We start from the raw sequence: 25,555 nt of genomic DNA on the forward strand, positions 1-25,555 counted from the left end.
ATGACCCTGCGCCACGAGACCGCCCTGTCCGTGGCGGACTGGGTCGTGCGCGCCGACGGGCCGTGGCCGGTGCTGGCCACCCAGGGGCCGCCGGGTCTCGACGCGTACGCCACGGTCCACTTCGACGGCGAGGACGCCGACCCCTACCGTCCCGACCCGGACGTCGTGGCGCTCGTGACCCGCCTCGCCGCCGAGCACACCACGACGCCGGAGCGCTGCTGGTTCGCCCTGTGGGAGGGGTGGGGCGAGCTGGAGGGCGGCGGGAGGATCTACGCCGAGATGGACCCGCACCGCCTGTTCGGGCGCCTGTTCCGCCAGCCGCCGCCGCTCGCGGTCGCGCCGGCCTTCGACCGTCCGGTGCTCGACGCGCCGCGCGCCGACCTCGCGGGCGAGCGCGCGTACCTGCTGTTCACCGGCACGGTCGCCGACGTCGGCGACTGGGGCGCCCGACCCCCGCGTCCCGGCTGGCCCGCCGACCTGCCGCAGGCGTCGTTCACGTGGCCTGCCGACCACGCCTGGTGCATCGCCTCCGACGTCGACCCGTCGTGGTTCACCGTCGGTGGGTCCCGGGGCCTGGTCGACGCCGTGCTCGCCCACCCCGACCTGCGCGCCGAGCCCGCCACGTACGGCTCTCCTCCCCCCGCCTGACCGGCGCCCCCTCACCGTCATCGGTGGACCGGCAACCACAGGGGGGCTGCAGACGTCCCCCAGCCACCGATGCCGCCCCGTCGCGGCGCTGATGTTGCGCATCCACCGATGGGGGGCGGGCGTCGGGCCTGCCACGATGGGGGCATGGTGCGCATGGTCCTGGCCTCCCAGTCCCCCGCCCGGCTCGCGACGCTACGGGCCGCGGGCATCGAGCCGGAGGTGGTCGTCTCCGGGGTCGATGAGTCGCAGGTGACGACGCACGACGCCGCCAACCTCGCGGCAGCGCTCGCCCAGCTCAAGTGCCGCGCGGTCGCGTCCGGCGTCGACGACCCTGACGCGCTCGTCGTGGGATGCGACTCCGTGCTGGCCTTCGAGGGCGAGATCCTGGGCAAGCCGGGCGACGCCGACACCGCGCGGGCCCGCTGGCGGCGTCTGCGCGGACGGTCGGGCGTGCTGCACACCGGGCACTGCGTGCGCCGCAGCGGGCGCGAGGTCGTCGACAGCGCGTCGACGGTGGTGCACTTCGCCGACGTCAGCGACGCCGAGATCGACGCCTACGTGGCCACCGGCGAGCCCCTGCACGTCGCCGGTGCCTTCACGATCGACGGCCTTGGCGGTGCCTTCGTCCGTGGCATCGAGGGCGACCACCACTGCGTGGTCGGGATCAGCCTGCCGCTGCTGCGCGACCTCGTCGCCGACCTCGACGTCGTCTGGACCGACCTCTGGAACCGGCCGCTCGACTGAGAGCGGCTCGCCCGATCCGGTCCTGGACGGGGTCGGCACGTGGGACCATGGATGATGCCCACCTCGCGCCGCTACCACGCATCCAGCCCCTTCCAGCGTCCGGCGGAGGTGCCGGACGAGGTCTACGAGGTCGACGCGCGCGTCAGCCACGACACCTGGGGCCTCGGACGCATCGTCAGCCTGCAGGGCACCCGCTCGGCCCAGGTCGACTTCGGCGACCAGGTGCGGCACGTGCCGCTGCCCTGCCGCGCGCTCGTCACCCTCTGACGCGGCCGCAGCACGCCGTCACTCGACGGGCAGACCCAGTCCGCGCGCGATGAGCATGCGCTGCACCTCGCTCGTGCCCTCGCCGATCTCCAGGATCTTCGCGTCGCGGTAGAAGCGCGCCACCGGGTACTCCTCCATGAACCCGTACCCGCCGAACACCTGCGTGGCGATCCGCGTGCCGGTGACCGCCGCCTCCGTCGAGTGGAGCTTGGCCACGGAGGCGGCCTGCTTGACGACCGCGTACGGCGCCCCGGCGTCCTTCAGACCGGCTGCCCGGTAGGTGAGGGCGCGCGCCCCCTCGAGCAGCACGGCGAGGTCGGCCACCTGGAACGCGACGCCCTGCTTCGCCCCGATCGGCACGCCGAACGTCTGCCGCTCGCCCGCGTACTGGACACACAGGTCCAGGCAGGCCTGCAGGCAGCCCACCGACAGCGCGGAGATCGCGATGCGTCCGTCGTCGAGGGTGGCCAGGAACTGCGCGTAGCCGCGTCCCCGCTCCCCCAGCAGGTGGTCGGCCGGCACGCGGGCCTGCGTGAAGGTCAGCGGGTGGGTGTCGGAGATGTGCCAGCCGAGCTTGTCGTAGGCCGGCTCGGCGACGAAGCCCGGCGTCCCGGCCGGGAGCATGATCGCCGAGATCTCGGGTCGTCCGTCGGGGCGCTCCCCCGTGCGGGCGGTGACCGTGACGACGGACGTCAGCTCGTTGCCGGAGTTCGTGATGAACTGCTTCGAGCCGTCGACCACCCAGGTGTCGCCGTCGAGCACGGCCCGCGTGCGCGTGGCGCCGGCGTCGGACCCGGCACCGGGCTCCGTGAGCCCGAACCCGGCGAGCGTGCGCCCGGCCACGAGGTCGGGCAGCCAGCGCTCCTGCTGCTCGGGCGTGCCGTAGGCGACGATCGGGTTGATCCCGAGACCGACCCCCGCCTGGAGCGTGATGCCCATCGACTGGTCGACCCGGCCCAGCTCCTCGATCGCGACGCACAGGCTCGTGAAGTCGCCGTCGGCCCCGCCGACCGCCTCCGGTGCCGTCAGGCCGAACAGCCCGAGGTCGCCCATGGCGCGCACGACGTCGACCGGGAAGTGGTGGTCGCGGTCCCACTGCGCCACGTGCGGCGCGATCTCGGCCTCGGCGAACTCCCGGACGGTACGGCGGAAGTCCTCGTGCTCGCGGGAGAGACCTGTCATCGATGCGGCGACCATGGCGCGAGCCTAGCACCGCCGGTTAACGGTCGTTAACCTGTGCGGAAGGACGCCGCGACACCGGCGTGACGTACCTCATCCGGCCGTGGCCGCGCGATCCCCCTAGACTCAGCACGCGGTGCGGCCCCCCGCCCAGCCTGTCCATCCCGAGGAGAGTGTTCGTGAGCAAGCCCCTGCAGAAGGTCCTGATCGCCAACCGTGGCGAGATCGCGGTCCGCGTCATCCGAGCCTGCAAGGACGCCGGCATCGGCAGCGTCGCCGTCTACGCCGAGCCCGACCGCGACGCGATCTACGTGCGCATGGCCGACGAGGCCTACTCGCTCGAGGGTGCGACCCCGGGCGACTCCTACCTCTCGATCGAGAAGATCATCGCCGTCGCGAAGCGCTCCGGCGCCGACAGCGTCCACCCCGGCTACGGCTTCCTCGCCGAGAACGCCGACTTCGCGCAGGCCGTCATCGACGCCGACCTCGTCTGGATCGGCCCGCCGCCCTCGGCCATCGACGCCCTCGGCGACAAGGCCAAGGCCAAGCAGATCGCCGAGCGCGCCAACGCACCGCTCGCACCCGGCACCAAGGAGCCCGCGAAGGACGCCGACGAGATCGTCGCCTTCGCCGAGGAGCACGGCCTGCCCGTCGCGATCAAGGCCGTCTTCGGCGGTGGCGGACGCGGCCTGAAGGTCGCCCGCACGATCGAGGAGATCCCCGAGCTCTTCGAGTCGGCCACCCGCGAGGCGGTCGCCGCCTTCGGCCGCGGCGAGTGTCTCGTCGAGAAGTTCCTCGACAAGCCGCGCCACGTCGAGACCCAGTGCATCGCCGACCAGCACGGCAACGTCGTGGTCGTCTCCACGCGCGACTGCTCCCTCCAGCGTCGTCACCAGAAGCTCGTCGAGGAGGCGCCCGCGCCGTTCCTGTCCGACGACCAGCTCAAGCGTCTCTACGACTCCTCGAAGGCCATCCTCAAGGAGGCCGGCTACTACGGCGCCGGCACCTGCGAGTTCCTCGTCGCCCGCGACGGCACCATCAGCTTCCTCGAGGTCAACACCCGCCTCCAGGTCGAGCACTGCGTCTCCGAGGAGGTCACCGGCATCGACCTCGTCCGCGAGATGTTCCGCGTCGCCGCCGGCGAGGAGCTCGGCTACGGCGACCCCGAGATCATCGGCCACTCCATCGAGTTCCGCATCAACGCCGAGGACGGCGGCCGCGGGTTCCTGCCCGCCCCTGGCACCCTCACGAAGTGGGCTCCCCCGTCGGGCCCCGGCGTCCGCCTCGACGGCGGCTACGAGGAGGGCCAGACCGTCCCCGGCGCCTTCGACTCGCTCGTCGCCAAGCTCATCGTCACCGGCCGCACCCGCGAGCAGGCCATCGAGCGGTCGCGCCGCGCGCTCGACGAGTTCGTCGTCGAGGGCATGCCGACCGTCATCCCCTTCCACCGCGACGTGCTCGACAACCCGGCCTACAACGCCACCCAGCCCGACGGCACCCCCGGGTCCTTCGACGTGTACACCACGTGGATCGAGACCGACTACGACAACCAGCTCGAGCCCTACAGCGGCCCGTCCGAGACCGCCGAGCCCGGCGAGCGCGAGCGCGTCGTCGTCGAGGTCGCCGGCAAGCGCGTCGAGGTCGTCCTGCCCGGCGGCCTCGGTGCCGTCGCCGCCTCCGGTGCCGCGGGCGGCGCCAAGAAGCCGAAGCGCGCGGGCGGCAAGGCTGCCGGCGCCGCCGTCTCCGGCGACTCGCTCACCTCGCCCATGCAGGGCACCGTCGTCAAGGTCTCCGTCGAGGAGGGCCAGGAGGTCGCCGCCGGCGACACGATCCTCGTCATCGAGGCCATGAAGATGGAGCAGCCCATCACCGCGCACAAGGCCGGCACCGTCACCGGCCTGTCCGCCGAGATCGGCGCCACCATCGGCGCCGGCGAGGTCGTCGCGACCATCGCCGACGCAGCCGCCGCCGAGTAGCACCGCACCACCACCCAGCGCCGGTGGCCTGCCCCTCCGGGCAGGCCACCGGCGCTGTGCTGTTCTTGCCGCCCGTCGCCCGGCACCCCCGCCGAGGCCGTGCTGTTCTTGCCGCCCGTCGCCCGGCACCCCCGCCGAGGCCGTGCTGTTCTTGCCGCCCGTCGCCCGGCACCCCCGCCGAGGCTGTGCTGTTCTTGCCGCCCGTCGCCCGGCACCCCCGCCGGGTGCCGGGCGTCAGGAGGCGACGGGCGGCACCTCGGCGGGTGCCTGGGTGTCCACCTCGCCGTACGCCACACCGGCGGCCCACACGAGCAGCACCGTCACGACCCAGGCCACCGGGCCGTGCAGGTCGAAGCCGTCGCCGGGCACGAGCGCGTCGGTGAGCACCAGGGCCACCGCCGTGAGCACCAGGCCGCCGAGCACCGCCGACGGGCGCGCGAGCCGCGGCGCGAGGGTCGCCGTCGCACGACGCAGTGCCACGGCCAGGACCGTGAAGACGAGCACCGCCACGAGCAGCCCGCCGAGCCGGACGGAGAACCCGTCGAGGAGGGCCGCGGCGAGACCGAGCGACGCGACGTTCGCGAGCGCCGCGAAGCCGAGGGACCGGAGGATCGACAGCATGTCGAGCAGTATCGCCGACCCGCTCCGACGTCCCGGCGCCGGTGCCCCGCCGTCGTCACCTGCAGGCGACGACGGCGAGGCAGCCGGGCTCAGCCGAGCCGGAAGTAGTGCGACTTCAGGCCGAGCGCGAAGCGCAGGTCGGGTCCGGAGACCGTCTGCGTTCCCTTCGAGCCCGTGAGCCGGATCGAGACGACCCGACCCTTCCAGTCGCCCGTCCCGTCACGCTGCGTGACCGTCAGGCTGCGCAGCGTGCCGACCTTCGGGAACGCCCGCTCGATGGTCGAGGCCTTCACCACGACCCGCCACGACCGGTTCGCGTTGCCCGACCAGCCGTCGAACGGGTCGAGGTGCGCCTTCAGGTACGGCGCGCTGCCGGGTGCCGACGCGCCGCCCGAGGAGGACGAGTACTGCGTCAGCGCCGGCTTGCCCTGGTAGGTGAGGATCGAGCCACGCGTCGCCGCGACGGCCTTGTCGGTGTTGGCGGTCTCCCCGCTCAGGCCCTTGAACACCTGGCAGGAGGTCGTGTCGCACACGTCGTAGTACCGCGACGGCATGAGCGTGCGCACCGCGTAGGTCCGCGCGGCGACGGCCTGCGCCTTCAGGGCCTCCTGCTGCCAGCTCGACGGCATCTCCGAGGCCACGACCCCGCGGGTGTAGTCGTCGAGCGACAGCACGTTGACCGTCTTGCGCTCCTTCGAGCCCGACGCGGGCAGCGCCGACCGGATCGCCGTGCGGTACTCGCGCACCGAGCCGTTCGGCAGGACGAGTCCGAGCGACGAGGCCTGGAACTGGGCCGAGCCGCGCCAGATCCGGTCGCGGAAGACCCGCCAGCGCGACCCGGCCCGGTACTCCAGCACCGACTTCGTCGCGTCGGCCGTGCTGACGCGGATGCGCCAGTTGGTGATCGGCGTGCCCGACGACGACGTCGGCAACGTGGTGCCGCTGCTGGAGGCGAGGGTGCGGAAGACCAGCCCGGACCGCGCGCGGACCGTGACCGTCGACGACGTCGCGTCACCCACGAGCACGCGGATCGAGCCGCTGCGCTGCGCCAGCGACGTGCCAGGGTAGTAGGACGCCAGGATCTGCTTGAACGTCTTGCCCTGCCGCGCCGCGCCCTGGGCACCGTACTGGCTCATGCCGATCCCGTGGCCGAAGCCGCGTCCGCTGATGACGACCGACCGGTCGCTCGGCACGGTCAGCTGGTCCGGGCTCGAGCCGTTCTTGTACCAGGTGCTCACGGCGCGCGAGCCCTCCGAGTACTCCATGTACCCCTTCGCGAACGTCACCCGCTGGTAGCCGGTGCGGTCGCGCAGCACGGTCGAGGTCGGGGCGCCGAGCGGGCCCGAGGTGCCCTTGACGGTCTTGTAGGACTCGAAGATCGGGCCGTAGATGGCGTACGCCTTCGTCGCCGAGCCGGTGCCGACGATGTAGACGCTGCCCTTCTGGAAGCGCTGGTACTTGACGTTGGCGTCACCGGTGCTGCTGCGGCTGCTGATCGGGAAGCCGAGGCGTCCGCCCTGCTCGCCCGTGCGGTGCCACTCGCGGCGCACGACGCTGGTCACCGAGAACGCACCGGCGGCCTTCGTCCAGAGCAGGTCCATGTTCTGGTAGATCGCCCGGCGCTGGACCGAGTTGCCCCACTCCTTGCGCACGAGCTTGCCCAGCTTCTCGCTGCCGATCGCTGCGGCGAGGGACTTGATGTCCTTGCCCGACGTCGGCGTGGTCGTGGGCGGCGTCGGGGTGCTCGGCGTCGACGACGACCCGGCGAGACGTCGGGCCACCTCCTGGCGCAGACCGGTGGAGCCGGACGACGTCACCCAGGCGTAGGCGGCGGCACCGGGGCACTCGGTCGACAGGACGTCACGGTGGCCGACGATGCGGTTCAGCCGCAGGCCGCCGAGCGTGTAGGTGCCCGTGGCCTTGAGCTTGGCCAGCGAGAAGCGCCACGCGACGAGGTCGGCGACGGCCTTCTTCGTGGCGGCGGTCGGCGCGACCTTGGAGTAGGTGCCCATCATCGAGATGCCCACCGTGCGCTCGTTGACCGGACCGTTGCCGGAGTGGGCGGCGCGGACCTGCTTGGCGATGCCGCCGCGTCGTCCCTCGAAGATCTGGCCGTACTTGTCGACCAGGAAGTTGTAGCCGATGTCGCACCAGCCCCGCGCGCCCGTGTGGTACGCCTGCGTCGCTCGGACGATGCCGGCCGACTGGGCCTTCGTGTAGTCGTTGTTGCCTGCCGTGTGGTGGATGACCGCGCCCAGCGTCGAGGCGCCGTAGACCGGCGCGGAGCACTCGTTGCCCTTCGTCGGGCCCTTCGCCCCCCAGGAGGAGCGCGAGATGATCTTCGGCTGGCCGACGGTCGCGGCGGCCGGGGCGACGTCGCTGCCGCGGCCCGGGTCGATGGTGGCGACCTTCAGGTCCGCCGGGCGCTCGCCGCTGGGCGACGTGACGCGCACGGCGACACCGTCGGCGGACCCGACCCACAGCGGGTCCGTCCCGGCGCGACCGACCTCGGGGCCGGCGTCGGCCTCGGCGTCACGGTCGGTGTCGAGCGTCTGGAACGCACCCCACGTGCCGTTCTTGCGCAGCGCGACCTTCACGTCGAAGTCCTCGCCGCCGCGTGCCCAGGTGACACCGACCATCGAGAACGGGCGCACGGTCGTGCGCGGCAGGGTGGCGACCTCGTCGGTCCCATCCTTCTCGGGCCCAGACTTCTGGGGCCCAGCCTTGCCGGGCGCCGTCGTCGCCGGCGGGACGGCCTGCTGGCGGACCTCGCTGCGCTCGGGCGTGGAGGGGCTGGGCGACGGCGTCGCCGGTGCCGCGGAGGCCGCGGGGACGTCAGGGGCCTGCGTCGCCGGGACGTCGAGCTCGTGCAGCGTGGCCGGTCGCGGAGCCGCCGCCTGCGACGTCTGGGTCGGGGCGGTGTCGGGCGTGGCGATGAGGGCGGACACCGCGACGGCGGTGACGACGGCGAACGGGAAGGCTCGCCGGACCAGGGTCCAGAAGCGCATGTGGGGAAGTCCGATCCTGTGACTCATGGGGCGGATGTGACGATGGTGCTGGGCTACTGCATCACACATCCGGCGCGATATCCACCGGAGTCGACGAACTACACGCCTGTCATTTCCGCAGGTCAGCGCGGGTGCAGGCTGCGTGCAGCCTCGGCCACGGACCCCGACATCGAGGGGTACACGGTGAAGGCGTCGGCGACCTGGTCGACGGTCAGCGAGGCGGACACCGCGAGCGAGACGGCGTGGATGAGCTCGCTGGCCCGTGGGCCGACGACGACGCCACCCACGACCACGCCCATCCCCCGGCGGGAGAACAGCTTCACGAAGCCGTGCCGCACGCCCTGCATCTTCGCGCGGGCGTTCGTCGCGAGCGGGAGCATGACGACGTCGACGTGCAGCCCGGCCTCGTCGATGGCTCGCTGGGACAGGCCCACCGTGGCGATCTCCGGGGACGTGAAGATGTTGCTCGAGACCTTCTGCAGGTCCAGCGGGTGCACGGCGTCGCCGAGCAGGTGGGCGACGGCGATCCGGCCCTGCTGCGCCGCCACGGAGGCCAGCATGAGCACGCCCGTGCAGTCGCCGGCCGCGTAGACACCCGGCACGCTCGTGCGCGACACGCGGTCGACACGCACGAAGCCGGCGTCGTCGAGCGCGACGCCCACGTCCTCGAGGCCGAGGTCGGCGGTGTTGGGGATGGAGCCGAGCGCGAGCAGGCAGTGCGACCCGACGACCTCGCGACCGTCGGTCAGCGTGACGACCACCTGGTCGCCCTCGCGACGCACGGAGGCCATGCGCGACTGGCCCATGACGGTCATGCCGCGCTCGCGGAAGACGTCCTCGATGAGCTCCGCGGCGTCCTCGTCCTCGCCCGGGAGCACGCGGTCGCGGCTCGAGACGAGCGTGACGTGCGCGTCGAGGCCGTTGTAGGCGCTCGCGAACTCGGCCCCGGTGACACCGGAGCCGACGACGATCATGTGCTCGGGGATCTCGCGCAGGGCGTAGACCTGCTCCCAGGTGAGGATGCGCTCGCCGTCGGGGAGCGCGTCGGGGCTGACCCGCGGATGCGCGCCCGTCGCGAGGATCACGGCGTCGGCCTCGACGACCCGGGGCGCGCCGCTCGCCTCCTGGTCCGACGAGGACGCCTCGACGACCTCGACCTCGCGGGCCGAGAGCAGACGAGCGGTGCCGCGGACGACCTCGATGCCCTCGCGGTCGAGCCGGCCGGCGATGTCGGCCGACTGCGCCAGCGCGAGTCGCAGCACGCGGTCGTTCACCGCCGCCAGGTCGGCACGCACGTCACGGGGCACCTCGACGCCGAGCTCGGCGGACGACTCGACCTCGGTCAGGAGGTCGGACGTCGCGATGAGCGTCTTGCTGGGCACGCAGTCGGTGAGGACGGTCGAGCCGCCGAGCCCGTCGCGCTCCACCACGGTGACCTGCGCCCCGAGTCGCGCGGCGACGAGAGCCGCCTCGTAGCCGCCAGGTCCGCCTCCGATGATCACCACGTGCGTCACGTCGCCATCCTCTCACCGCGAGGGCCCCGGACGGCAGCCGGGCGCGCGGGCCGACGGCTCCCGCACCCCCCTGGCCATACTGAGGTGAGCCTTACTATGCTGAGGCAAACCTGAGTTAGCCAAGCCTTGCCTCATGACGTTCGAGACGGGCGCGATCGAGAGGTGTGCCCCCGGTGCCCCAACCCCACCCGACCGCCCACCCGACCGCCCACCCGACCGCCGAGCCGACCGCCGAGCCGACTCCAGGGCCCACCGCCACCGCCCTGACGCGGACTCCGACGGCGCGGCGACGCCTGCTCGCGCTCGCCGTCGTCGCGCTCCTGCTGTCGTCGTGCGGGCTCCGGCCGGGCGGGCACGACGACGCAGGCGACGACGTCGCGACGCCGCCGCTCAGCGAGGCGAAGGTGCTCGACGACCCGCGCTCGTGGGAGGGGGCGGTGCACGCGGCGCTGCCCGACGAGCCGGTGGACCCGGTGGCGGACTCCCCCACCCAGACCCTGCCGGTCACCCTCACCGACTCCCAGGGCACGCGCGTCACGGTCACCGACACGAGCCGCGTGCTCGCCCTCGACATCTACGGCACGCTCTCGCGCACGGTCTACGAGCTCGGCCTGGGCGACTCTCTCGTCGGGCGCGACATCTCCACCCAGTTCGACGAGGCCGAGGACCTGCCGCTCGTCACCAGCAACGGGCACGACCTCAACGCCGAGGCGATCCTCGAGCTCGACCCGACGCTGATCATCACCGACACCTCGCTCGGACCGTGGGACGTGGTGCTGCAGATGCGTGACGCGGGAATCCCCGTGGTCGTCGTCGACAGCACCCGCAGCGTCGACAACGTCGGCAGCCTCACCCAGGAGGTGGCGCGGGCGCTCGGTGTCCCCGACGTCGGGAGCCGGCTCGCGGACCGCCTGGAGAAGCAGACCCGCTCGACCCTGGCCGAGATCGCCGCCGTGGCGCCGAAGCGGGTGCAGGACAAGCCCCGCATGGTCTTCCTCTACGTCCGCGGCCAGGCCGGCGTCTACTACATGTTCGGCGAGGGCTCGGGTGCCGACACCCTGATCACGGCGCTCGGCGGCTACGACGTGGCCGGCGAGATCGGCTGGAACGGCATGAAGCCCGTGACCGACGAAGGCATCATCGACGCGCAGCCCGACGTCGTCCTCATGATGACCAAGGGCCTGGAGTCCGTCGACGGCGTCGACGGACTCCTCGAGCGCCTGCCCGCGCTCGCGCAGACGCCGGCCGGCCAGAAGCGCCGGATCGTCGACATGTCCGACGCGCAGATCCTCGGCTACGGCCCGCGGACGGCCGCCGTGCTGGAGGCGCTCGCCGTGGCCGTCTACGCACCGGGCTCCGCCGCGCCCGCGGCCGGGGAGCGCCGATGACCGCCGTCGCCGGGCGGCACCGGCTCCCCGACGTCGGGCCGGCCGACGAGGTGCCCGCGCCGTCGCTGCCCCCGGTGCGCCGCGGCCGGGCCGGGCTGCTGCTCGGTGCGCTCGGCGTGGGTGTCGTCGTGTCGACGCTGGTCTCGGCCGGGCAGGGACAGCTCGACGTCCCGGCCGACCAGGTGCTCGGGTCGGTGCTGCACCGCGTGGGCCTCGACGTCCTGCCCCTGCCGACGCACCCCCAGGGCGACAACACCCTCTGGCAGGTCCGCTTCCCGCGGGTCGCGCTGGCGCTGCTCGTGGGCGCGGCGCTGGCGACCGCCGGGGCGCTGATGCAGGGCGTGTTCGGCAACCCGCTCGCGGAGCCCGGCGTGGTCGGCGTGTCCGTGGGCGCCGCCCTCGCCGCCGCGTTCGTCATCGTCTTCCAGGTGACCCTGCTCGGCGCGTGGACCGTGCCGGCGTTCGCCTTCGTGGGCGGCCTGGTCACCACCCTCACGGTCTACGCCCTGTCGCGGGCCGACGGACGCACCGAGGTGGTCACCCTCGTGCTCACGGGCATCGCCGTCAACGCGGTGTGCAGCGCGGGCCTGGCGCTCATGCTGTTCCTCGGCGACACGTCGGCGCGCGAGGAGATCGTGTTCTGGCAGCTCGGCAGCCTCAACGGCACCCGCTGGGCGCACGTCGCCGTGGTGGCTCCGTGCGTCGGGATCGGCCTGGTGGGCGCGCTGGCGCTCTCGCGGCGCCTCGACGTGCTGGCCCTCGGCGACCGCGCCGCCCGCCACGTCGGCGTCGACGTCGAGCGCGTGCGCGTGGCGGCCATCGTGCTGGTCGCGCTGCTCACGGCGGCCGCCGTCTCCTTCGCCGGCATCATCGCCTTCGTCGGCCTGGTCGTGCCCCACCTGGTCCGGATGGTCGTCGGTCCCGGCCACCGGGTGCTCGTGCCTGCCAGCGCGCTCGGCGGGGCGCTCCTGCTGCTCTGGGCCGACCTCTTCGCCCGCACCGCCGTCGCGTACGCCGACCTGCCGATCGGCATGCTGACCTCGCTGGTCGGCGGGCCGTTCTTCTTCTGGCTGCTGCGTCGCACGCGTCGGACCGCGGGAGGCTGGGCGTGAACGCCCCCCTGGTCGCGTCCGGCATCGGCGTGGAGCTGGGCGGCACGCCGGTCCTGCACGACGTCGACCTCGAGGTGCGCCTGGGCGAGCTGCTCGTGCTCGTCGGGCCGAACGGTGCCGGCAAGTCCACGCTCCTCGGCGTCCTCGCCGGCGACCAGGTCCCCCAGCGGGGCTCGGTGACGCTCGACGGCCGCCGCGTCGCGAGCCTGCGCGCCGGCGAGCTCGCCCGCCGACGCGCCGTGCTGCCGCAGGAGAACCGGCTCGCGTTCGGGTTCCGCGTCGTCGACGTCGTCCGCATGGGCCGGGCGGCGTGGGCCGGACGTCCCGAGGAGGACCGCGACGACGTCGTCGTCGCCGCGGCGCTGCGCCGCAGCGACGTCGAGCACCTCGCCGAGCGCGTCTACCCCACGCTGTCGGGCGGTGAGCGCGCTCGCACCTCGCTGGCACGCGTGCTCGCGCAGGAGACCGCCCTCGTGCTGCTCGACGAGCCCACCGCGGCGCTCGACGTCCGTCACGTCGAGCTCGTCATGGCCCAGGCCCGCGAGCTGGCCGCCGCCGGCCACGCGGTCGTGGCCGTGCTGCACGACCTGACCCTCGCCGCTGCGCACGCCGACCGGGTCTGCGTCCTCGCCGACGGTCGCGTCCGCGCCGTCGGGGCACCGCGTGCCGTCCTCACCGCCGAGCTGCTCTCCACCGTGTACGAGCACCCGCTCGAGGTCGTCGACCTCGACGGTCGGCTGCTCGTCCTGCCCCACCGACACCCCCAGGAGGCCCCGTGCTGACCGGACCGTCCCCCGCCCCTGCCGCACTCCCCCGACGCACGACCGCGGCCCTCGTCGCGCTCTCGCTCGCGCTCGCCGGGCTCGTCGCCGTGGTCACGGCATCGCCTGCCGCGGCCGAGTCCCGGGTCGGCGTGGCCAACGCCCAGGGGTCCGCCGTGGTCGACCCGACGTACGCCACGACCCTCACCCTGCGCGGCCAGGGCTTCCAGTCGATCAAGAACGGCCACGGCGGCATCTACGTCTTCTTCGGCACGGTCTCCGGGACCTGGCGTCCGTCGCAGGGCGGCCAGACCGGGCGCAACCTGCTGTACGTCCCCGACAGCGAGACGAAGGACAACCAAGGCTTCCAGAAGTTCGTGGCCTTCCCCGGCAGCGACACCGCGTCCGCCGCGAACGGCGGCACGCTGGCCGCCGACGGCTCGTGGTCGACGCGGATCGTCGTCCCGGGCGCAGTGTTCAAGGCTCGCGACCGCAGCAACAGGGTCACGAGGGTCGACTGCCGCCGCGTCCGGTGCGGCATCATCACGATCGGCGCGCACGGCGTGAAGAACGCCCGCAACGAGACCTTCACCCCCGTGTCGGTGGCCGACCTGACCGCCGCGGCCCGCGGAGGGGCCGCCACGTCGTCGCCCTCGTCGTCGGACGGCGACGGCGCCGCAGCGGCCGGTGGCGACGCCCCGACCGCGGACGCGCGGGAGGCCGAAGGCAGCGCGGCGAGGACCGCGACGCGACGGACCAGGCCCGTGCTCGCCGTGGACCGCGAGACGGCCGTGGCCGGCCACGTGCTCTCCTTCAGCGCCACCGGCCTGCGGCCCGGGGAGCAGGTGACCGCCACCCTCGACGACGGCGTGGCCGCCGTGGGTCCGCTCACCGCAGGCGCCGACGGCCAGCTGGCCGGTGCGCTGGCGCTGCCCGCCGACGTCGGCGTGGGCACCCACGAGCTGCGGCTCAGCGGCGGCACGGCGACCCCCAGCGTCTCCTTCCCGGTCGCCGCCCCACCGCCCTCGGCGGCGTCGACCGTCGACCCGTCCGGCGGCGTGCCGTCCTGGCTGCCGATGGCCGCCGCGGGCCTCGCGCTCCTCCTGCTGGTCGGCGCCACGGTGTTCGCCGTCCGGCGCCTGGTCACCTCCCGTCGGAAGGAGGAGCGTCGTGCTGCGGCCCTGGCGTGACCTCGTCGCGGCCGGCCTGGCGCTCGGGCTGGCGCTCCTGCCGTCGGCCGCCCTGGCCGACCAGCCCGGCACCGGCGACCCCGACCCCTCGGCCCAGGAGGCGTCCGGACCGCGCGCCGTCGACGACGCCGTCCTGCGCTGGGGACTGAACGACGAGTCCAACAACCGGGCCTTCGCCCCGGGCACCATCAACTTCCTCTCGGCCGGCAAGGTGCCGGACCCCGGACGGGGCGGCACGATCATGCCGGCGTCGGGCTGGTCGGCACGCACGGGCGACGTCGCGGTCGAGAAGTGGGACGGGTCGGCGTACCGGCCCGCTACCTGGGCGGGCCTGCGCACCGACGCCACCGGCGCGGCCATCGGCGGGGGCCGGTTCTCGGGCCACCAGCTGGTGTTCTCGGGCGGCGAGGGCACGATCGACGCCGCCCGCCGGCGACGCGACGATCAGCTGGGACGGCGACGCGAGCGTCGTCTATTACTCCGGCATGGCGTTCTTCTACCTCAGCGACCCGGAGCTCGTGGTCGAGGACGGCGTCGGGCAGGTGACGGCCGAGCTCGGCGGGTTCGCCTCGTCGATGGAGGACCTGACGGCGTGGGGACCGGTCGCGCCGGAGCGGGTCGTCGTCGCCGACCTGGGCCGGGTCGACCTCGGGTCGGCCCAGGAGGAGGCGGGCGGGTTCACCGCCACCCCGGCCTACGACGGCGTCCAGGTCACGGGCGTGCCCCAGGTGCGTCCGTACGGCTCGTTCCCGCAGTCGTTCGTCGACTTCCAGCGCAAGACCGGCACCGCTGCCTACTGGTACAGCAGCGGCGGCTCGGCCGACCCCTACAAGAAGGCGTCGCCCATGACGGTCTCCTGGGCCGGCGCCGACGTCACGCCGCCGCCGGCGCCCGGTCCGGCGCCGCTCGACCCCATCGAGAACCCGGTCGTCCAGCCACCCCGGCCGTCCGCCACCACCCCCACGACGTCGTCCGCAGGACGACGGTCCGGTGTGGCCGCCCCCGGCGCGCCCGCCGCGAACCTGGCCCCACCGACCGACGCGGCCCGGGCGGCCGCCCGTGGCGAGCTGGTCCAGACCAGACCGGTCTCCACCCTGCTGCCGCTGCCGGCCGCCCCGTCCGAGCGCACCGGGGACGCGCTCTGGTGGTGGCTCGCCGCCGCGCTGACGGGCCTCGCCGCGCTCGTCGTCACCGGCAGCAGCGTCGCGGCCTCCCGCACGTCCCGCCCCTCCCCCGAAGCAGCCCCCCGGCGGGGCTGACCACCTCCGAAAGGAACACCATGTCCACCACCCCCACCCGCCGCAGGACGCGACTCGTGTCGCTCCTCGGCGCCGGCGCCCTCGCGGCGGCGACCCTCGCGGTCGTCACGCCGTCGGCCGGAGCGGCACCGACCGCGTCGGACACCGTCAGCGAGGCCACCTTCACCTGGGGCCTGAGCGGCTACGCGCAGGACGGCATCTTCGGCCCCTGGACGTTCAAGGACCCGACCGGCGACGCCCGCTACCTCGCCGGCGACGTCAGCACCGTGCCGAACACGTCCCCGCAGCAGGTCTACCGCGTCGACCCCGTCCCCACGACGTCGTTCCCGACGTCGAAGGCGGGCAAGGCCCCGAACGTCGTGCAGTTCACCGGCGGTGACGGCACCGTCGACCGCACCACGGGCGCGGCGGAGCTGAGCTGGAGCGGCAGCTACACCGTCAACGCCTACCCCGCGCAGTACGGCGCCCCCGACGAGATCTACGCCGACCCGCAGCTCGACGTGGAGCCCGACGGCTCCGGCACGCTGACGATGCGCTTCACCATCGGTGCCGGTCAGTCGATGACCGGCGAGGCCTTCCCCGCGAAGGACTTCGGCCGTCTCACGATCGCGACGTTCGACGCCGGCTCCCTGAGCGCCCAGACGTCCACCGGGTACCGGGTGACCCCCGACTACCAGGGCGTCACGTGGGACGCCCCGTCGGGCGCCACCGCCCAAACCCGGACGTGCTCGGCGCAGGACGGCGCCACCGGCTGGTGGGGCGCGTGGCCGACGGACTTCCTCGACGCCCTCGCCACCCACGAGGCGGGCACGTCCGTCCTCGCGCACTTCTACTCCACCGGCTGCGCCGGCAAGCAGGACAACAAGCCGCAGCTCCCCTTCGACGTGACCTTCGCGCAGACCCCGACGGTCACCGTCTCCGACACCCAGGTCACCCGTGGCGCCACCACCTCAATCACGGTCGAGGGTCGCGGCTTCGACCCGTCCCTCGCGACGGGCACGCGGCCTCCGTTCGCCGGCCAGAAGTCCGGCGTGTACGTCGCGTTCGGCCGCTACGCCGACGTCTGGCGTCCGTCGCAGGGCGCGCCGTCGTCGGCGCGGGCCAACGCGGACAGCGGCGACACCTCCGCGCCGGCCGTGAAGTGGGCCGTCCCGCGTGCGTCCTTCGCCGCGAGCAGCCCGGCACAGGACCCGGAGGCGCCGAACTACACCGAGCTGCGCTCCGACGGCACGTTCACCGCGACGATCCCGGTCAACGAGGACTGGCTGAAGGACCGCACCGGCACCTACGGCATCTACACCTACGCCGGCGGCGGCGCGACCGTCGCCGCGTACGAGACCGCGACGCCCCTGACCTTCGTCGACCCGGCACCCGAGCCCCTCACCCCGACGCTCTCGCGCGGCTCGGAGGTCAAGCCGACCCGCACGACGACGGGCTCGACCCGCGTCACCGTGGCGAGCCCCGACGACTCGGTGCCGACGGGCACCGTCCACACGACCCTGGTCAACGGCAGCACCACCCTCACCGGGCCGAAGGCGACGTTGAAGGACGGCGTGGCCACCGTCAAGGTGCCGAAGGCGACCCGCCTCGGGCGCTGGACGTCGACCGTCCACTACTCCGGTGACACGACGCACGCCGCCGCCACGGGCGCGACGACGACGATCGAGGTGACGCGATACGCCGCTACGGTGCGTCGTCCGTCGACCACGCGCCCGACCAAGCGCAAGACCGGTCGAGCGACGGTGGTCGTCACGTCCGGCAGCCCCGCCCAGGCGACGGGCACGGTGCGCGCGGTCCTGAAGAAGGGCCGCACGGTGCGGTACAGCCGACCCGTCACGCTGAGGAACGGCCGCGCCGTCGTCGGCATCCCGGCGGCGGGCTCCACCGGCACGTGGACGTACTTCATCCGCTACTCCGGCGACGCCAACCACCCGGCCAAGGACGGCACCCGCACGGCCCTGCGCATCACGCGCTGACGCCACGCGACGGACGGCCCGGCACCTGCAGGTATCGGGCCGTCCGTCGTCCGTGGCTCAGGCCGTGAGGGTCTCGACGACCGTGGCCACCCACTGCAGCAGCTCACGACCACGCAGCGGCCGCCCGCCGACGGGTGCCGTCTTGGGCGCGGGCACGAGCGCGACGTGCGTCGCCGGCTTGTACAGGCTCTTCGGGTAGACCCGCCGCAGCCGCATCTGGGCCGACTCCGGGAGGTCGACGCCGCCGAAGCGGACCTGCGATCCGGCCGACGTGACCTCCGTCAGGCCGGCGGTACGGACCGCGACGCGCAGACGTGCGACGTCGAGCAGCACCTCCGTGACCTCCGGCGGCTCGCCGTACCGGTCGACCAGCTCCGCGCGCAGCTCCTCGACGTCGGCGTCGGAGCGGACGTCGGCGAGCCGCTTGTACATCTCCAGGCGCAGCCGCTCGCTCGGCACGTAGTCGTGCGGGAGGTGGGCCTCGACGGGGAGCTCGAGCTTCACCTCGCGACCTCCGGGCAGGCCGTCCTCGCCGCCGTCGCCGCGGAACTCCGCCACGGCCTCGCCCACGAGCCGCACGTACAGGTCGAAGCCGACGTCGGCGATGTGACCCGACTGCTCGCCACCCAGCAGGTTGCCCGCGCCGCGGATCTCGAGGTCCTTCATGGCGACCTGCATGCCGCCACCCAGCTCCGAGTGCTGCGCGATGGTCGCGAGCCGGTCGTGGGCGGTCTCGGTGAGCGGCTTGTCGGGCGGGTACAGGAAGTAGGCGTAGGCCCGCTCGCGACCTCGCCCGACCCGGCCGCGCAGCTGGTGCAGCTGCGAGAGGCCGAGGGTGTCGGCCCGCTCGATGATCATCGTGTTGGCGTTGGACACGTCGAGGCCCGACTCGACGATCGTCGTGCAGACGAGCACGTCGTAGCGCTTCTCCCAGAAGTCGACCATGACCTTCTCGAGCGCCTGCTCGCCCATCTGGCCGTGGGCGGCTGCCACGCGCGCCTCGGGGACGAGCTCTCCCAGCCGCTTCACGACCTTGTCGATCGACTGCACGCGGTTGTGGATGAAGAACGCCTGTCCCTCGCGCAGCAGCTCACGGCGGATCGCAGCCGCCACCTGCTTGTCGTCGTACGCGCCGATGAAGGACAGCACCGGGTGGCGCTCCTCCGGCGGCGTCGCGATGGTCGACATCTCACGGATGCCGGTGACCGCCATCTCGAGGGTGCGAGGGATCGGTGTCGCCGACATCGCCAGGACGTCGACCGCGGCCCGCAGGTGCTTCAGCGCCTCCTTGTGCTCGACGCCGAAGCGCTGCTCCTCGTCGACGATCACGAGACCGAGGTCCTTGATCTGGACGCCGGGCTGCAGCAGCCGGTGCGTGCCGACCACGAGGTCGACGCTGCCGTCGGCGAGACCGGCGAGCGTCTCCTGCGACTCCTTCTCGGTCTGGAACCGCGACAGCGGCCGGATGGTGACCGGGAACTGCCCGAAGCGCTCCGCGAACGTCGCGTAGTGCTGCTGGACGAGCAGGGTCGTCGGCACCAGCAGGATGACCTGCTTGCCGTCCTGGATGGCCTTGAAGGCGGCCCGCACCGCGATCTCGGTCTTGCCGTAGCCGACGTCGCCGCAGACCAGGCGGTCCATCGGCACCGACCGCTCCATGTCGCGCTTGACCTCGTCGATGGTCACGAGCTGGTCCGGCGTCTCGACGAAGGCGAACGCGTCCTCGAGCTCGGCCTGCCAGGGGGTGTCGGGACCGAACGCGTGCCCCTTCGTCGACTGACGGGCGGCGTAGAGCTTGATCAGCTCGCCCGCGATCTGTCGGACGGCCTTGCGCGCCTTGTTCTTGCGCGCGGTCCAGTCGGCGCCGCCCAGCTTGTCGAGGCTCGGGCTCTCGCCGCCCACGTAGCGGCTGACCTGGTCGAGCTGGTCCATGGGGACGAACAGCCGGTCGCCGGGCTGCCCGCGCTTGCTCGGCGCGTACTCGATCACGAGGTACTCGCGGGCCGCGCCCTGCACGGTGCGGTTGACGAGCTCGACGTAGCGCCCGACGCCGTGCTGCTCGTGCACGACGTGGTCGCCGGCCTTCAGCTCGAGCGGGTCGACCTGCTTGCGCCGGCGCGCAGGCATGCTGGCGCGGTCCGGACGCTCGGCGGCGCGCTGGCCGACGAGGTCGTCGTGGGTCAGCAGGACGGCACGCGGCGCGACGAGGCCGTGGCTCAGGTCGGCGACGACGACGGCGACCACGCCGCTGCCGGCCGCCGGCACCCCACCGTCGGCCCCTGCTTCACCGGCAGCGTCGACGATCGTCGCGGGCACGTCGTGCTCGGCCAGCCACTCCACCGTGCGCTGGGCCTGGCCGGCCGCGGGCGTCGCGAGCACGACGAGGCGTCCTTCACCGAGCCAGGCGCGGACGTCGGCCACAGCGGCCTCGGTGTCACCGCGGTAGAGGGGGGCCGCCTCGGCCGTGGCGGCGACGGTCTCCTCGTCGTCGAGGCCGAACGGCGACACGCTCCACCAGGACGCCCCTCGGGCGAGCGCGACGTCGCGGACGTCGTCGAGCTCGCGGAAGGCTGCGGAGCCGAGGTCGATCGGCGCCTCGGCACCGGTCGCGGCTGCCGCCCACGACGCCTGCAGGAACTCCTCGTTCGTCGCGTTGAGGTCGGCGGCGCGCGCCTTGACCTTCTCCGGCTCGTGGACCACCACGACGGCGTCGTCCGGGAGCAGCTCGACGAGGAGCTCCATCTCGTCGACCAGGATCGGCGAGAGCGACTCCATGCCCTCGACGGCGTGCCCCTCGGCCAGCTTGCCGAACAGCTCGCCCAGCGACGGGTGCTCGACGGCGAGCGCCCGGGCCCGCTCGCGGACGTCGTCGTTCAGGAGCAGCTCGCGGCACGGGGGTGCCCACAGCCGCTCCACGGGATCGGTCGTGCGCTGGTCGGCGACGGAGAACGAGCGGATCTCCTCCACCTCGTCGCCCCAGAAGTCGACCCGCACGGGGTGCGCCTCGGTCGGCGGGAAGACGTCGACGATGCCGCCGCGCACCGCGAACTCGCCGCGACGCTCGACCAGGTCGACGCGCACGTAGGCGGCGGCTGCCAGGTCGCGGACGACCTCGTCGAGCGGCGCCTGCTGGCCGACCACCAGCTCGACGGGACGCAGGTCGGCGAGGCCCTCGACCTGCGGCTGCAGCACCGAGCGCACGGGCGCCACCACGACCCGCACCGGCGGCGCACCCGGTCCCGGGTGCACGAGACGGCGCAGGACCGCCAGGCGACGACCGACGGTGTCCGAGCGCGGGGAGAGCCGCTCGTGCGGCAGCGTCTCCCAGGCCGGGTACACGGCGACCGCATCGTCACCGAGGAGCACGGCGACGTCGGCCGCGAGCTCGTCGGCCTCGCGCGCGGTGGAGGTGACGGCCAGCACGGTGGAGGCGTCGGCCAGCGCGCGGGTCACGAACGGCTGCACCGCGGCGGGGCCCTGCACCGAGAGAGTGCGCGGACGCTCGGCGAGCGCCTCGACCAGGGGGCCGTTCAGGTGGGGCGAGAGGAGGGCGTGGAGGTCCATCTACCGGTTGAACGCGCTCTGCGTCTCGGATAGTCCGCGGGTGACGAGGCTCTCGATCGCGTCGGCGGCCTCCTCCAGGTACACGGGGAGGTCCTTGCGCTCGGTCGAGGAGTACGGCTTCAGCACGAAGTCGTGCACGCTCTGACGTCCCGGGGGTCGACCGATGCCGACGCGCACCCGGTGGAAGTCGCCGGTGCCGATGGACTGGCGGATCGACTTCAGCCCGTTGTGGCCGTTGTCGCCGCCGCCGAGCTTCAGCCGCAGGGCACCGAAGTCGATGTCGAGCTCGTCGTGGACGACCACCAGGTGCTCGGCGTCGACGTCGAAGTACTTCATGAGCGTCGAGACCGGGCCTCCGCTCTCGTTCATGTACGAGCGCGGACGGCCGAGGACGGCACGCTCACCCGCGAGCCGGCCCTCGACGACCTCGGCGCGCCCGGAGGCGTGCGCCTTGAAGCGGCCGCCCATGCGGTCCGCGAGCACGTCGGCGACCATGTACCCGACGTTGTGCCGGGTGGCGGCGTACGTGGGGCCCGGGTTGCCGAGCCCCACGACCAGCCAGGTCACGACTCGGTGTCGCCCTCGGCGTCAGCCTCGGACTCGCCCTCGGTGCTCTCGCCCTCGGCGTCCTCGGGCTCGTCACGCTCGATGCCGGCCTCGGCCTCGGCCTCCTCGAGCTCGGCCTCGATGTCGGCGGCCGTCGGGGCGGCGGTGACGTTGACGACCAGCAGGTCCTCCTCGACTGCGAGCGCGGCGCCGGAGGGCAGGGCCAGGTCGGAGGCGAGCACCTGGGCGCCGACCTCGAGGCCCTCGATCGAGACCTCGACGGCCTCGGGGATGTGCGTGGCCTCGACCTCGAGCGACACGGTGGCGTTCTCCAGCACGACCAGCGTCTCGGGCTGCGCCTCGCCCTCGAGCTGGACGGCGACGTCGACGACGACCTTCTCGCCGCGCTTGACGATGAGGAGGTCGGCGTGCTCGATGAAGCCCTTCAGCGGGTCGCGCTGGACCTGCTTGGGGATGGCCAGGTGCGACTCGGAGCCGACCTCGATCGAGAGCAGCGCGTTGCTGTTCTTGAGGGCGAGCATGAGCGCGTGGCCCGGCAGCGTCACGTGCACGGGGTCGGTGCCGTGGCCGTAGAGGACGGCGGGGACCTGGTCGGCGCGACGGATGCGGCGGGCAGCGCCCTTGCCGAACTCGGTACGGGGCTCGGCGGGGATGGTGATCTCGGCCACGGGGAAACTCCTGGAGGTGTGGTGCGGGCGAACGAGGTGGGGCGGCCGTGGACCCGGCCGGACGTCGCCCCAGCAGGTCGGACACGACACTCCGCGGAGCGCCCTGTCGATCACGGTCGGACCTGCCGACCCTCGCCGAGGCAACTGCGTCAGCGTACAGGAGCCCTCCGCCGCCAGCGAAATCGGCCACCGCCGAGGGTGCCTGATTGCTAGGGTCGGCTCATGCGGACGCCGACTTCCCCGGGCGGTCCCGGGGACGTCCCCGCGACCCCGGGCGACGGCGTGCCCCGCACGCGCACCCCGGTGGTGCCCAGCGAGGTGTTCGCGGCCCAGTTCCTCTTCCTCACCGGGCTCGCCCTGCCGGTCGTCTCCTCCCTCGTCACCTCGCTGCCCGTCCACCACGGGGCGTTCACCGCGGGCGTCGTGGTCGCGGGCGTGACGGCCCTGCTGACCGCGATGCTCGGGTCGCTCGGCATCGACCGCGCCGGCTCGACCGTGGTGGCGGCCACCCTCATCGCCGTGCTCGACGTGGTTGTGTGCGGCCTGCTCTACTACGCCACCCCCGGGGCGGGGTTCGCCGTGCTCGCCGTCCTCCCCGTCGCGTGGACGTCGATCCAGCTCCCTGCGCTCTCCCGGGCCTGCGTGCTGGGCACGGCGCTCGCCGCGGTCGTCGTCGTGGTGACCGTGCGTGACCTGACCGGCGAGCAGTCGTGGACCACCGCCGTGACCACCCTCCTGAACCTCGCCCTGCTGTTCGCGCTGACGTCGTGGGCGGGCTCGCGCTGGACGGCGCGGAACCGCTCGCAGCGACGGCTGCTGGAGTCCCAGACCCGGCTCGTCGGCTCCGCGCTCGACTCCGCCCGCACGCAGGAGCGCACCCTCGCGGAGGTCCTCGACGTCGTCGACTTCGCCGTCGTCACGCTGGACGCGGACGGGGCGGTGACCGCCAACCGGGCCGCCGAGGCCCTCGCGCGTCTGGTCGGCGCCGCCGACGCGACGGAGGCCGTGCTGCACGCGCCGTTGTACCGGGCCGACGGCACCACGCCGCTCGCGGCGAGCGAGAAGCCGCTCGCCCTCGTCCGGTCGGGCCAGGACGTCGAGGGGCTGCTGGTCCGGCTGGGACCACCGGGCCCGGCCCAGGTGCCGCTCAGCGTCAGCATCCGCCGCGTCACCGGCCCCCGTTCGGACCGCTACGTGTTCGTCGCGCGCGACGTCAGCAAGGAGCTCGCGGACGCCCAGGCCCGCGACGACGCCGTCGCCGCCGTCTCCCACGAGATCAAGACACCCCTGACCGCGGCCCTCGGCTACCTCGAGCTGGCCCTCGCGGAGCCCGACCTGGGCGACGACGCCCGTGAGCTGGTGGAGGTCGCCCTCGACAACACCGAGCGGATGCTGGCGCTGTCGCGCGACTTCCTCTCCGCGCGCAGCCGCACACCCGGGGTGCCCCTGCAGCTCCTCATGGAGCCGTGCCGTCCGAGCGAGCTGGCCCGCAGCGCGGTCGAGGGCGTGCGGCCGCTGGCGACCGAACGGCTCATCACGGTGCGGCTCGACAGCCGCACGGACTCGACCATCCCCGCGGACCCGCTGCGGCTGCGGCAGGTGCTCGACAACCTGCTCACCAACGCCGTCAAGTACAACCGCTACGACGGCACCATCGACGTCGTGGTCCAGGACGCCCACCGCTCCACCGAGGCGGTCGACGTGCCTGCGGAGCGCGGGCCCGTCGCGGTCCCCGGCGTCGAGATCGTCGTCCACGACACCGGCCGCGGCATGACCGAGGACGAGCTGGCCTCGCTGTTCACCCGCTTCTACCGCACCGACCGCGCCCGCAGCTCCGGCGTGCAGGGCACGGGCCTGGGGCTGAGCATCACCCAGGACATCGTCCGCGCCCACGGCGGCTCCGTCGACATCACGAGCCGGCTCGAGGAGGGCACCACGGTCACCGTGTGGCTCCCGGCCGCGGCCGACGAGAGCGTCGCACGGGACGTGGCTTGATGTCCGACCTCGACCTCGTGCTCCTGGGCACGCTCCTGCCCTACCTCGCCGTGGCCGTCACCTTCTCCGTCACCACGGCCATGCGGCACAACGACCCCGCCAACCGGCTCTGGGCGGGCGGCCTCGTCGCCGCCGCCGGCGCGGCACTCGCGAGCCTGCTCTCCGGCGACACCGTCCTGACCTTCGAGACCGACACCGCCGGCTCGGCCTGCGGGGTCGTGGCGATCGGTCTGGTCTGGTCGGGCCTGCGCTGCTTCCGCGGCGCGATCGCCCTGCCGGTCGCCCCGCTCGTCGTCGCCGTCGGCGTGGTCCTGCTGCGCAGCGGGCTCGAGGCGGTCGGCTCGCCGGTCCTGCCCGACGGCTACCTCGCGGCGGCGGGCTTCGCCGTGGCCGGCGTCCTCGAGCTGCGCCGCAGCAGCATGCGCATGAACGTCAACGTCACCCTGCTGCAGGTCGCGCTCGGCGTCTTCGCCGCTGCCGTCGTGGTGAACGTGCTCCTCGGCCGGGTCTACCGCGGGTCGGACCACCTGCCCGCCGTGTTCCTGCTGGTCACCATGCTCGTCCTGCTGCAGCTGCTCGTCGCCATGCGCGCCGAGCGCGAGGGCGCCTGGTGGTCCGAGGACCACGGCACCGGGCGCGTCTTCGGGGTGCACAGCCGGGGCCAGTTCGTCGAGGCCGCCGCCGACCGGCTCAGCCGCATCCAGCTGCGCGGCGGGCACGCCGGCCTGGTCCTCGCCGAGATCACCGACCTCGTCGAGCTCAACGAGGCCTTCGGCCGCCGCGGCGGCGACCTCGCCCTCGCGACCGTGGCCGACACGCTGCGCCGCCACGTGCCCGCCTGGTCCGTCCTCGGCTACCTCGGCGTGGGCCGCTTCGCCGTCCTCGCGCCGGCGGAGACCCCTGAGCGCACGGCCGAGATCGCGGCCGCGGTCGAGCGCGCGGTGTACACCCGCTCGAACGAGGCGCTCGGCGAGCAGGACGTGCCGGTCCCCGTGCTGTTCAGCACCTCCGACACCTTCACGACCGCGCCCGACCTCGATGCCCTGCTCGCCGAGGCCGGCTACGTCCCGCGCGCTTGAGCAGATCTTGAGCAGACCTTGAGGCCGGACCACGGCGTT

At 73.5% G+C, this 25,555-nt stretch carries 19 protein-coding genes; 12 read left to right on the plus strand and 7 right to left on the minus strand.

All coding sequences use genetic code 11. The features are described 5' to 3' along the window. From QE370_RS17825 to QE370_RS17835, 3 genes are all read left to right on the plus strand, one after another. Positions 1-648: a hypothetical protein gene (locus QE370_RS17825; RefSeq protein WP_309635185.1), complete on the plus strand. Its 648-nt coding sequence runs from the start codon at positions 1-3 to the stop codon at positions 646-648. Positions 649-792: 144 nt separating this feature from the next. After that, on the plus strand, positions 793-1,392 hold the full coding sequence (locus tag QE370_RS17830; RefSeq protein WP_309635186.1) for a nucleoside triphosphate pyrophosphatase: 600 nt from the start codon (positions 793-795) through the stop codon (positions 1,390-1,392). Between the two features lie 54 nt (positions 1,393-1,446). Continuing rightward, positions 1,447-1,659 (plus strand): hypothetical protein, encoded by a 213-nt coding sequence (locus tag QE370_RS17835; RefSeq protein WP_253027232.1) that lies wholly within the window; start codon positions 1,447-1,449, stop codon positions 1,657-1,659. A gap of 18 nt (positions 1,660-1,677) precedes the next feature. On the opposite strand, the gene QE370_RS17840 is transcribed toward QE370_RS17835, so the two are convergent. Beyond that, the gene (locus QE370_RS17840) at positions 1,678-2,856 is read right to left on the minus strand and encodes an acyl-CoA dehydrogenase family protein (protein ID WP_309635187.1); all 1,179 of its coding nucleotides are present in this window, start codon (positions 2,854-2,856) and stop codon (positions 1,678-1,680) included. 173 nt (positions 2,857-3,029) lie between these two features. On the opposite strand from QE370_RS17840, the gene QE370_RS17845 reads away from it, so the two are divergent. Further along, complete coding sequence (locus tag QE370_RS17845; protein ID WP_396127840.1) at positions 3,030-4,814, plus strand: acetyl/propionyl/methylcrotonyl-CoA carboxylase subunit alpha; 1,785 nt, start codon at positions 3,030-3,032, stop codon at positions 4,812-4,814. Positions 4,815-5,048: 234 nt separating this feature from the next. Here the strand turns inward: QE370_RS17845 and QE370_RS17850 are convergent, their stop codons facing one another. From QE370_RS17850 to QE370_RS17860, 3 genes are all read right to left on the minus strand, one after another. After that, positions 5,049-5,435: a phage holin family protein gene (locus tag QE370_RS17850; RefSeq protein WP_067855397.1), complete on the minus strand. Its 387-nt coding sequence runs from the start codon at positions 5,433-5,435 to the stop codon at positions 5,049-5,051. Positions 5,436-5,524: 89 nt separating this feature from the next. Next, on the minus strand, positions 5,525-8,470 hold the full coding sequence (locus QE370_RS17855; RefSeq protein WP_309635189.1) for a SpoIID/LytB domain-containing protein: 2,946 nt from the start codon (positions 8,468-8,470) through the stop codon (positions 5,525-5,527). Between the two features lie 95 nt (positions 8,471-8,565). Beyond that, positions 8,566-9,957, minus strand: a complete 1,392-nt coding sequence (locus QE370_RS17860; protein ID WP_309635190.1) for an NAD(P)H-quinone dehydrogenase — start codon at positions 9,955-9,957, stop codon at positions 8,566-8,568. A 173-nt stretch (positions 9,958-10,130) separates the two neighbouring features. On the opposite strand from QE370_RS17860, the gene QE370_RS17865 reads away from it, so the two are divergent. From QE370_RS17865 to QE370_RS17890, 6 genes are all read left to right on the plus strand, one after another. Beyond that, complete coding sequence (locus QE370_RS17865) at positions 10,131-11,345, plus strand: ABC transporter substrate-binding protein (RefSeq protein WP_309635191.1); 1,215 nt, start codon at positions 10,131-10,133, stop codon at positions 11,343-11,345. Then, positions 11,342-12,457, plus strand: coding sequence for an iron ABC transporter permease (locus QE370_RS17870; protein ID WP_286689606.1), 1,116 nt, complete (start codon positions 11,342-11,344; stop codon positions 12,455-12,457). Before QE370_RS17865 ends, QE370_RS17870 begins: the two co-directional genes overlap by 4 nt. Next, positions 12,454-13,239, plus strand: coding sequence for a heme ABC transporter ATP-binding protein (locus QE370_RS17875; protein WP_309635192.1), 786 nt, complete (start codon positions 12,454-12,456; stop codon positions 13,237-13,239). The genes QE370_RS17870 and QE370_RS17875 overlap by 4 nt, the downstream gene beginning before the upstream one ends. Continuing rightward, positions 13,233-14,408 (plus strand): hypothetical protein, encoded by a 1,176-nt coding sequence (locus tag QE370_RS17880; protein ID WP_309635193.1) that lies wholly within the window; start codon positions 13,233-13,235, stop codon positions 14,406-14,408. The genes QE370_RS17875 and QE370_RS17880 overlap by 7 nt, the downstream gene beginning before the upstream one ends. A gap of 485 nt (positions 14,409-14,893) precedes the next feature. Continuing rightward, positions 14,894-15,667 (plus strand): hypothetical protein, encoded by a 774-nt coding sequence (locus QE370_RS17885; RefSeq protein WP_309635194.1) that lies wholly within the window; start codon positions 14,894-14,896, stop codon positions 15,665-15,667. Positions 15,668-15,687: 20 nt separating this feature from the next. Then, on the plus strand, positions 15,688-17,643 hold the full coding sequence (locus QE370_RS17890) for a hypothetical protein (RefSeq protein WP_309635195.1): 1,956 nt from the start codon (positions 15,688-15,690) through the stop codon (positions 17,641-17,643). 57 nt (positions 17,644-17,700) lie between these two features. Here the strand turns inward: QE370_RS17890 and mfd are convergent, their stop codons facing one another. Genes mfd through QE370_RS17905 form a run of 3 tightly spaced genes read right to left on the minus strand, consistent with a single transcriptional unit; the run spans position 17,701 to position 22,442 of the window. Then, entirely contained in the window at positions 17,701-21,207 is a 3,507-nt protein-coding gene (gene mfd / locus QE370_RS17895; RefSeq protein WP_309635196.1) for a transcription-repair coupling factor, read from the minus strand. Next, positions 21,208-21,774, minus strand: a complete 567-nt coding sequence (gene pth / locus QE370_RS17900) for an aminoacyl-tRNA hydrolase (protein ID WP_067855368.1) — start codon at positions 21,772-21,774, stop codon at positions 21,208-21,210. Further along, complete coding sequence (locus tag QE370_RS17905) at positions 21,771-22,442, minus strand: 50S ribosomal protein L25/general stress protein Ctc (protein WP_253026341.1); 672 nt, start codon at positions 22,440-22,442, stop codon at positions 21,771-21,773. Before QE370_RS17905 ends, pth begins: the two co-directional genes overlap by 4 nt. A 222-nt stretch (positions 22,443-22,664) precedes the next feature. Between QE370_RS17905 and QE370_RS17910 the strand changes: the two genes are divergently transcribed. Beyond that, a complete protein-coding gene (locus tag QE370_RS17910) occupies positions 22,665-24,437 on the plus strand; it encodes a HAMP domain-containing sensor histidine kinase (protein WP_309635197.1) in 1,773 nt (590 codons plus the stop codon). Further along, positions 24,437-25,516, plus strand: coding sequence for a diguanylate cyclase domain-containing protein (locus tag QE370_RS17915; protein ID WP_309635198.1), 1,080 nt, complete (start codon positions 24,437-24,439; stop codon positions 25,514-25,516). The genes QE370_RS17910 and QE370_RS17915 overlap by 1 nt, the downstream gene beginning before the upstream one ends. The last annotated feature ends 39 nt before the right edge of the window (positions 25,517-25,555 follow it).

It is taken from the genome of Aeromicrobium sp. SORGH_AS_0981, assembly GCF_031453195.1.
GTDB lineage: Bacteria > Actinomycetota > Actinomycetes > Propionibacteriales > Nocardioidaceae > Aeromicrobium.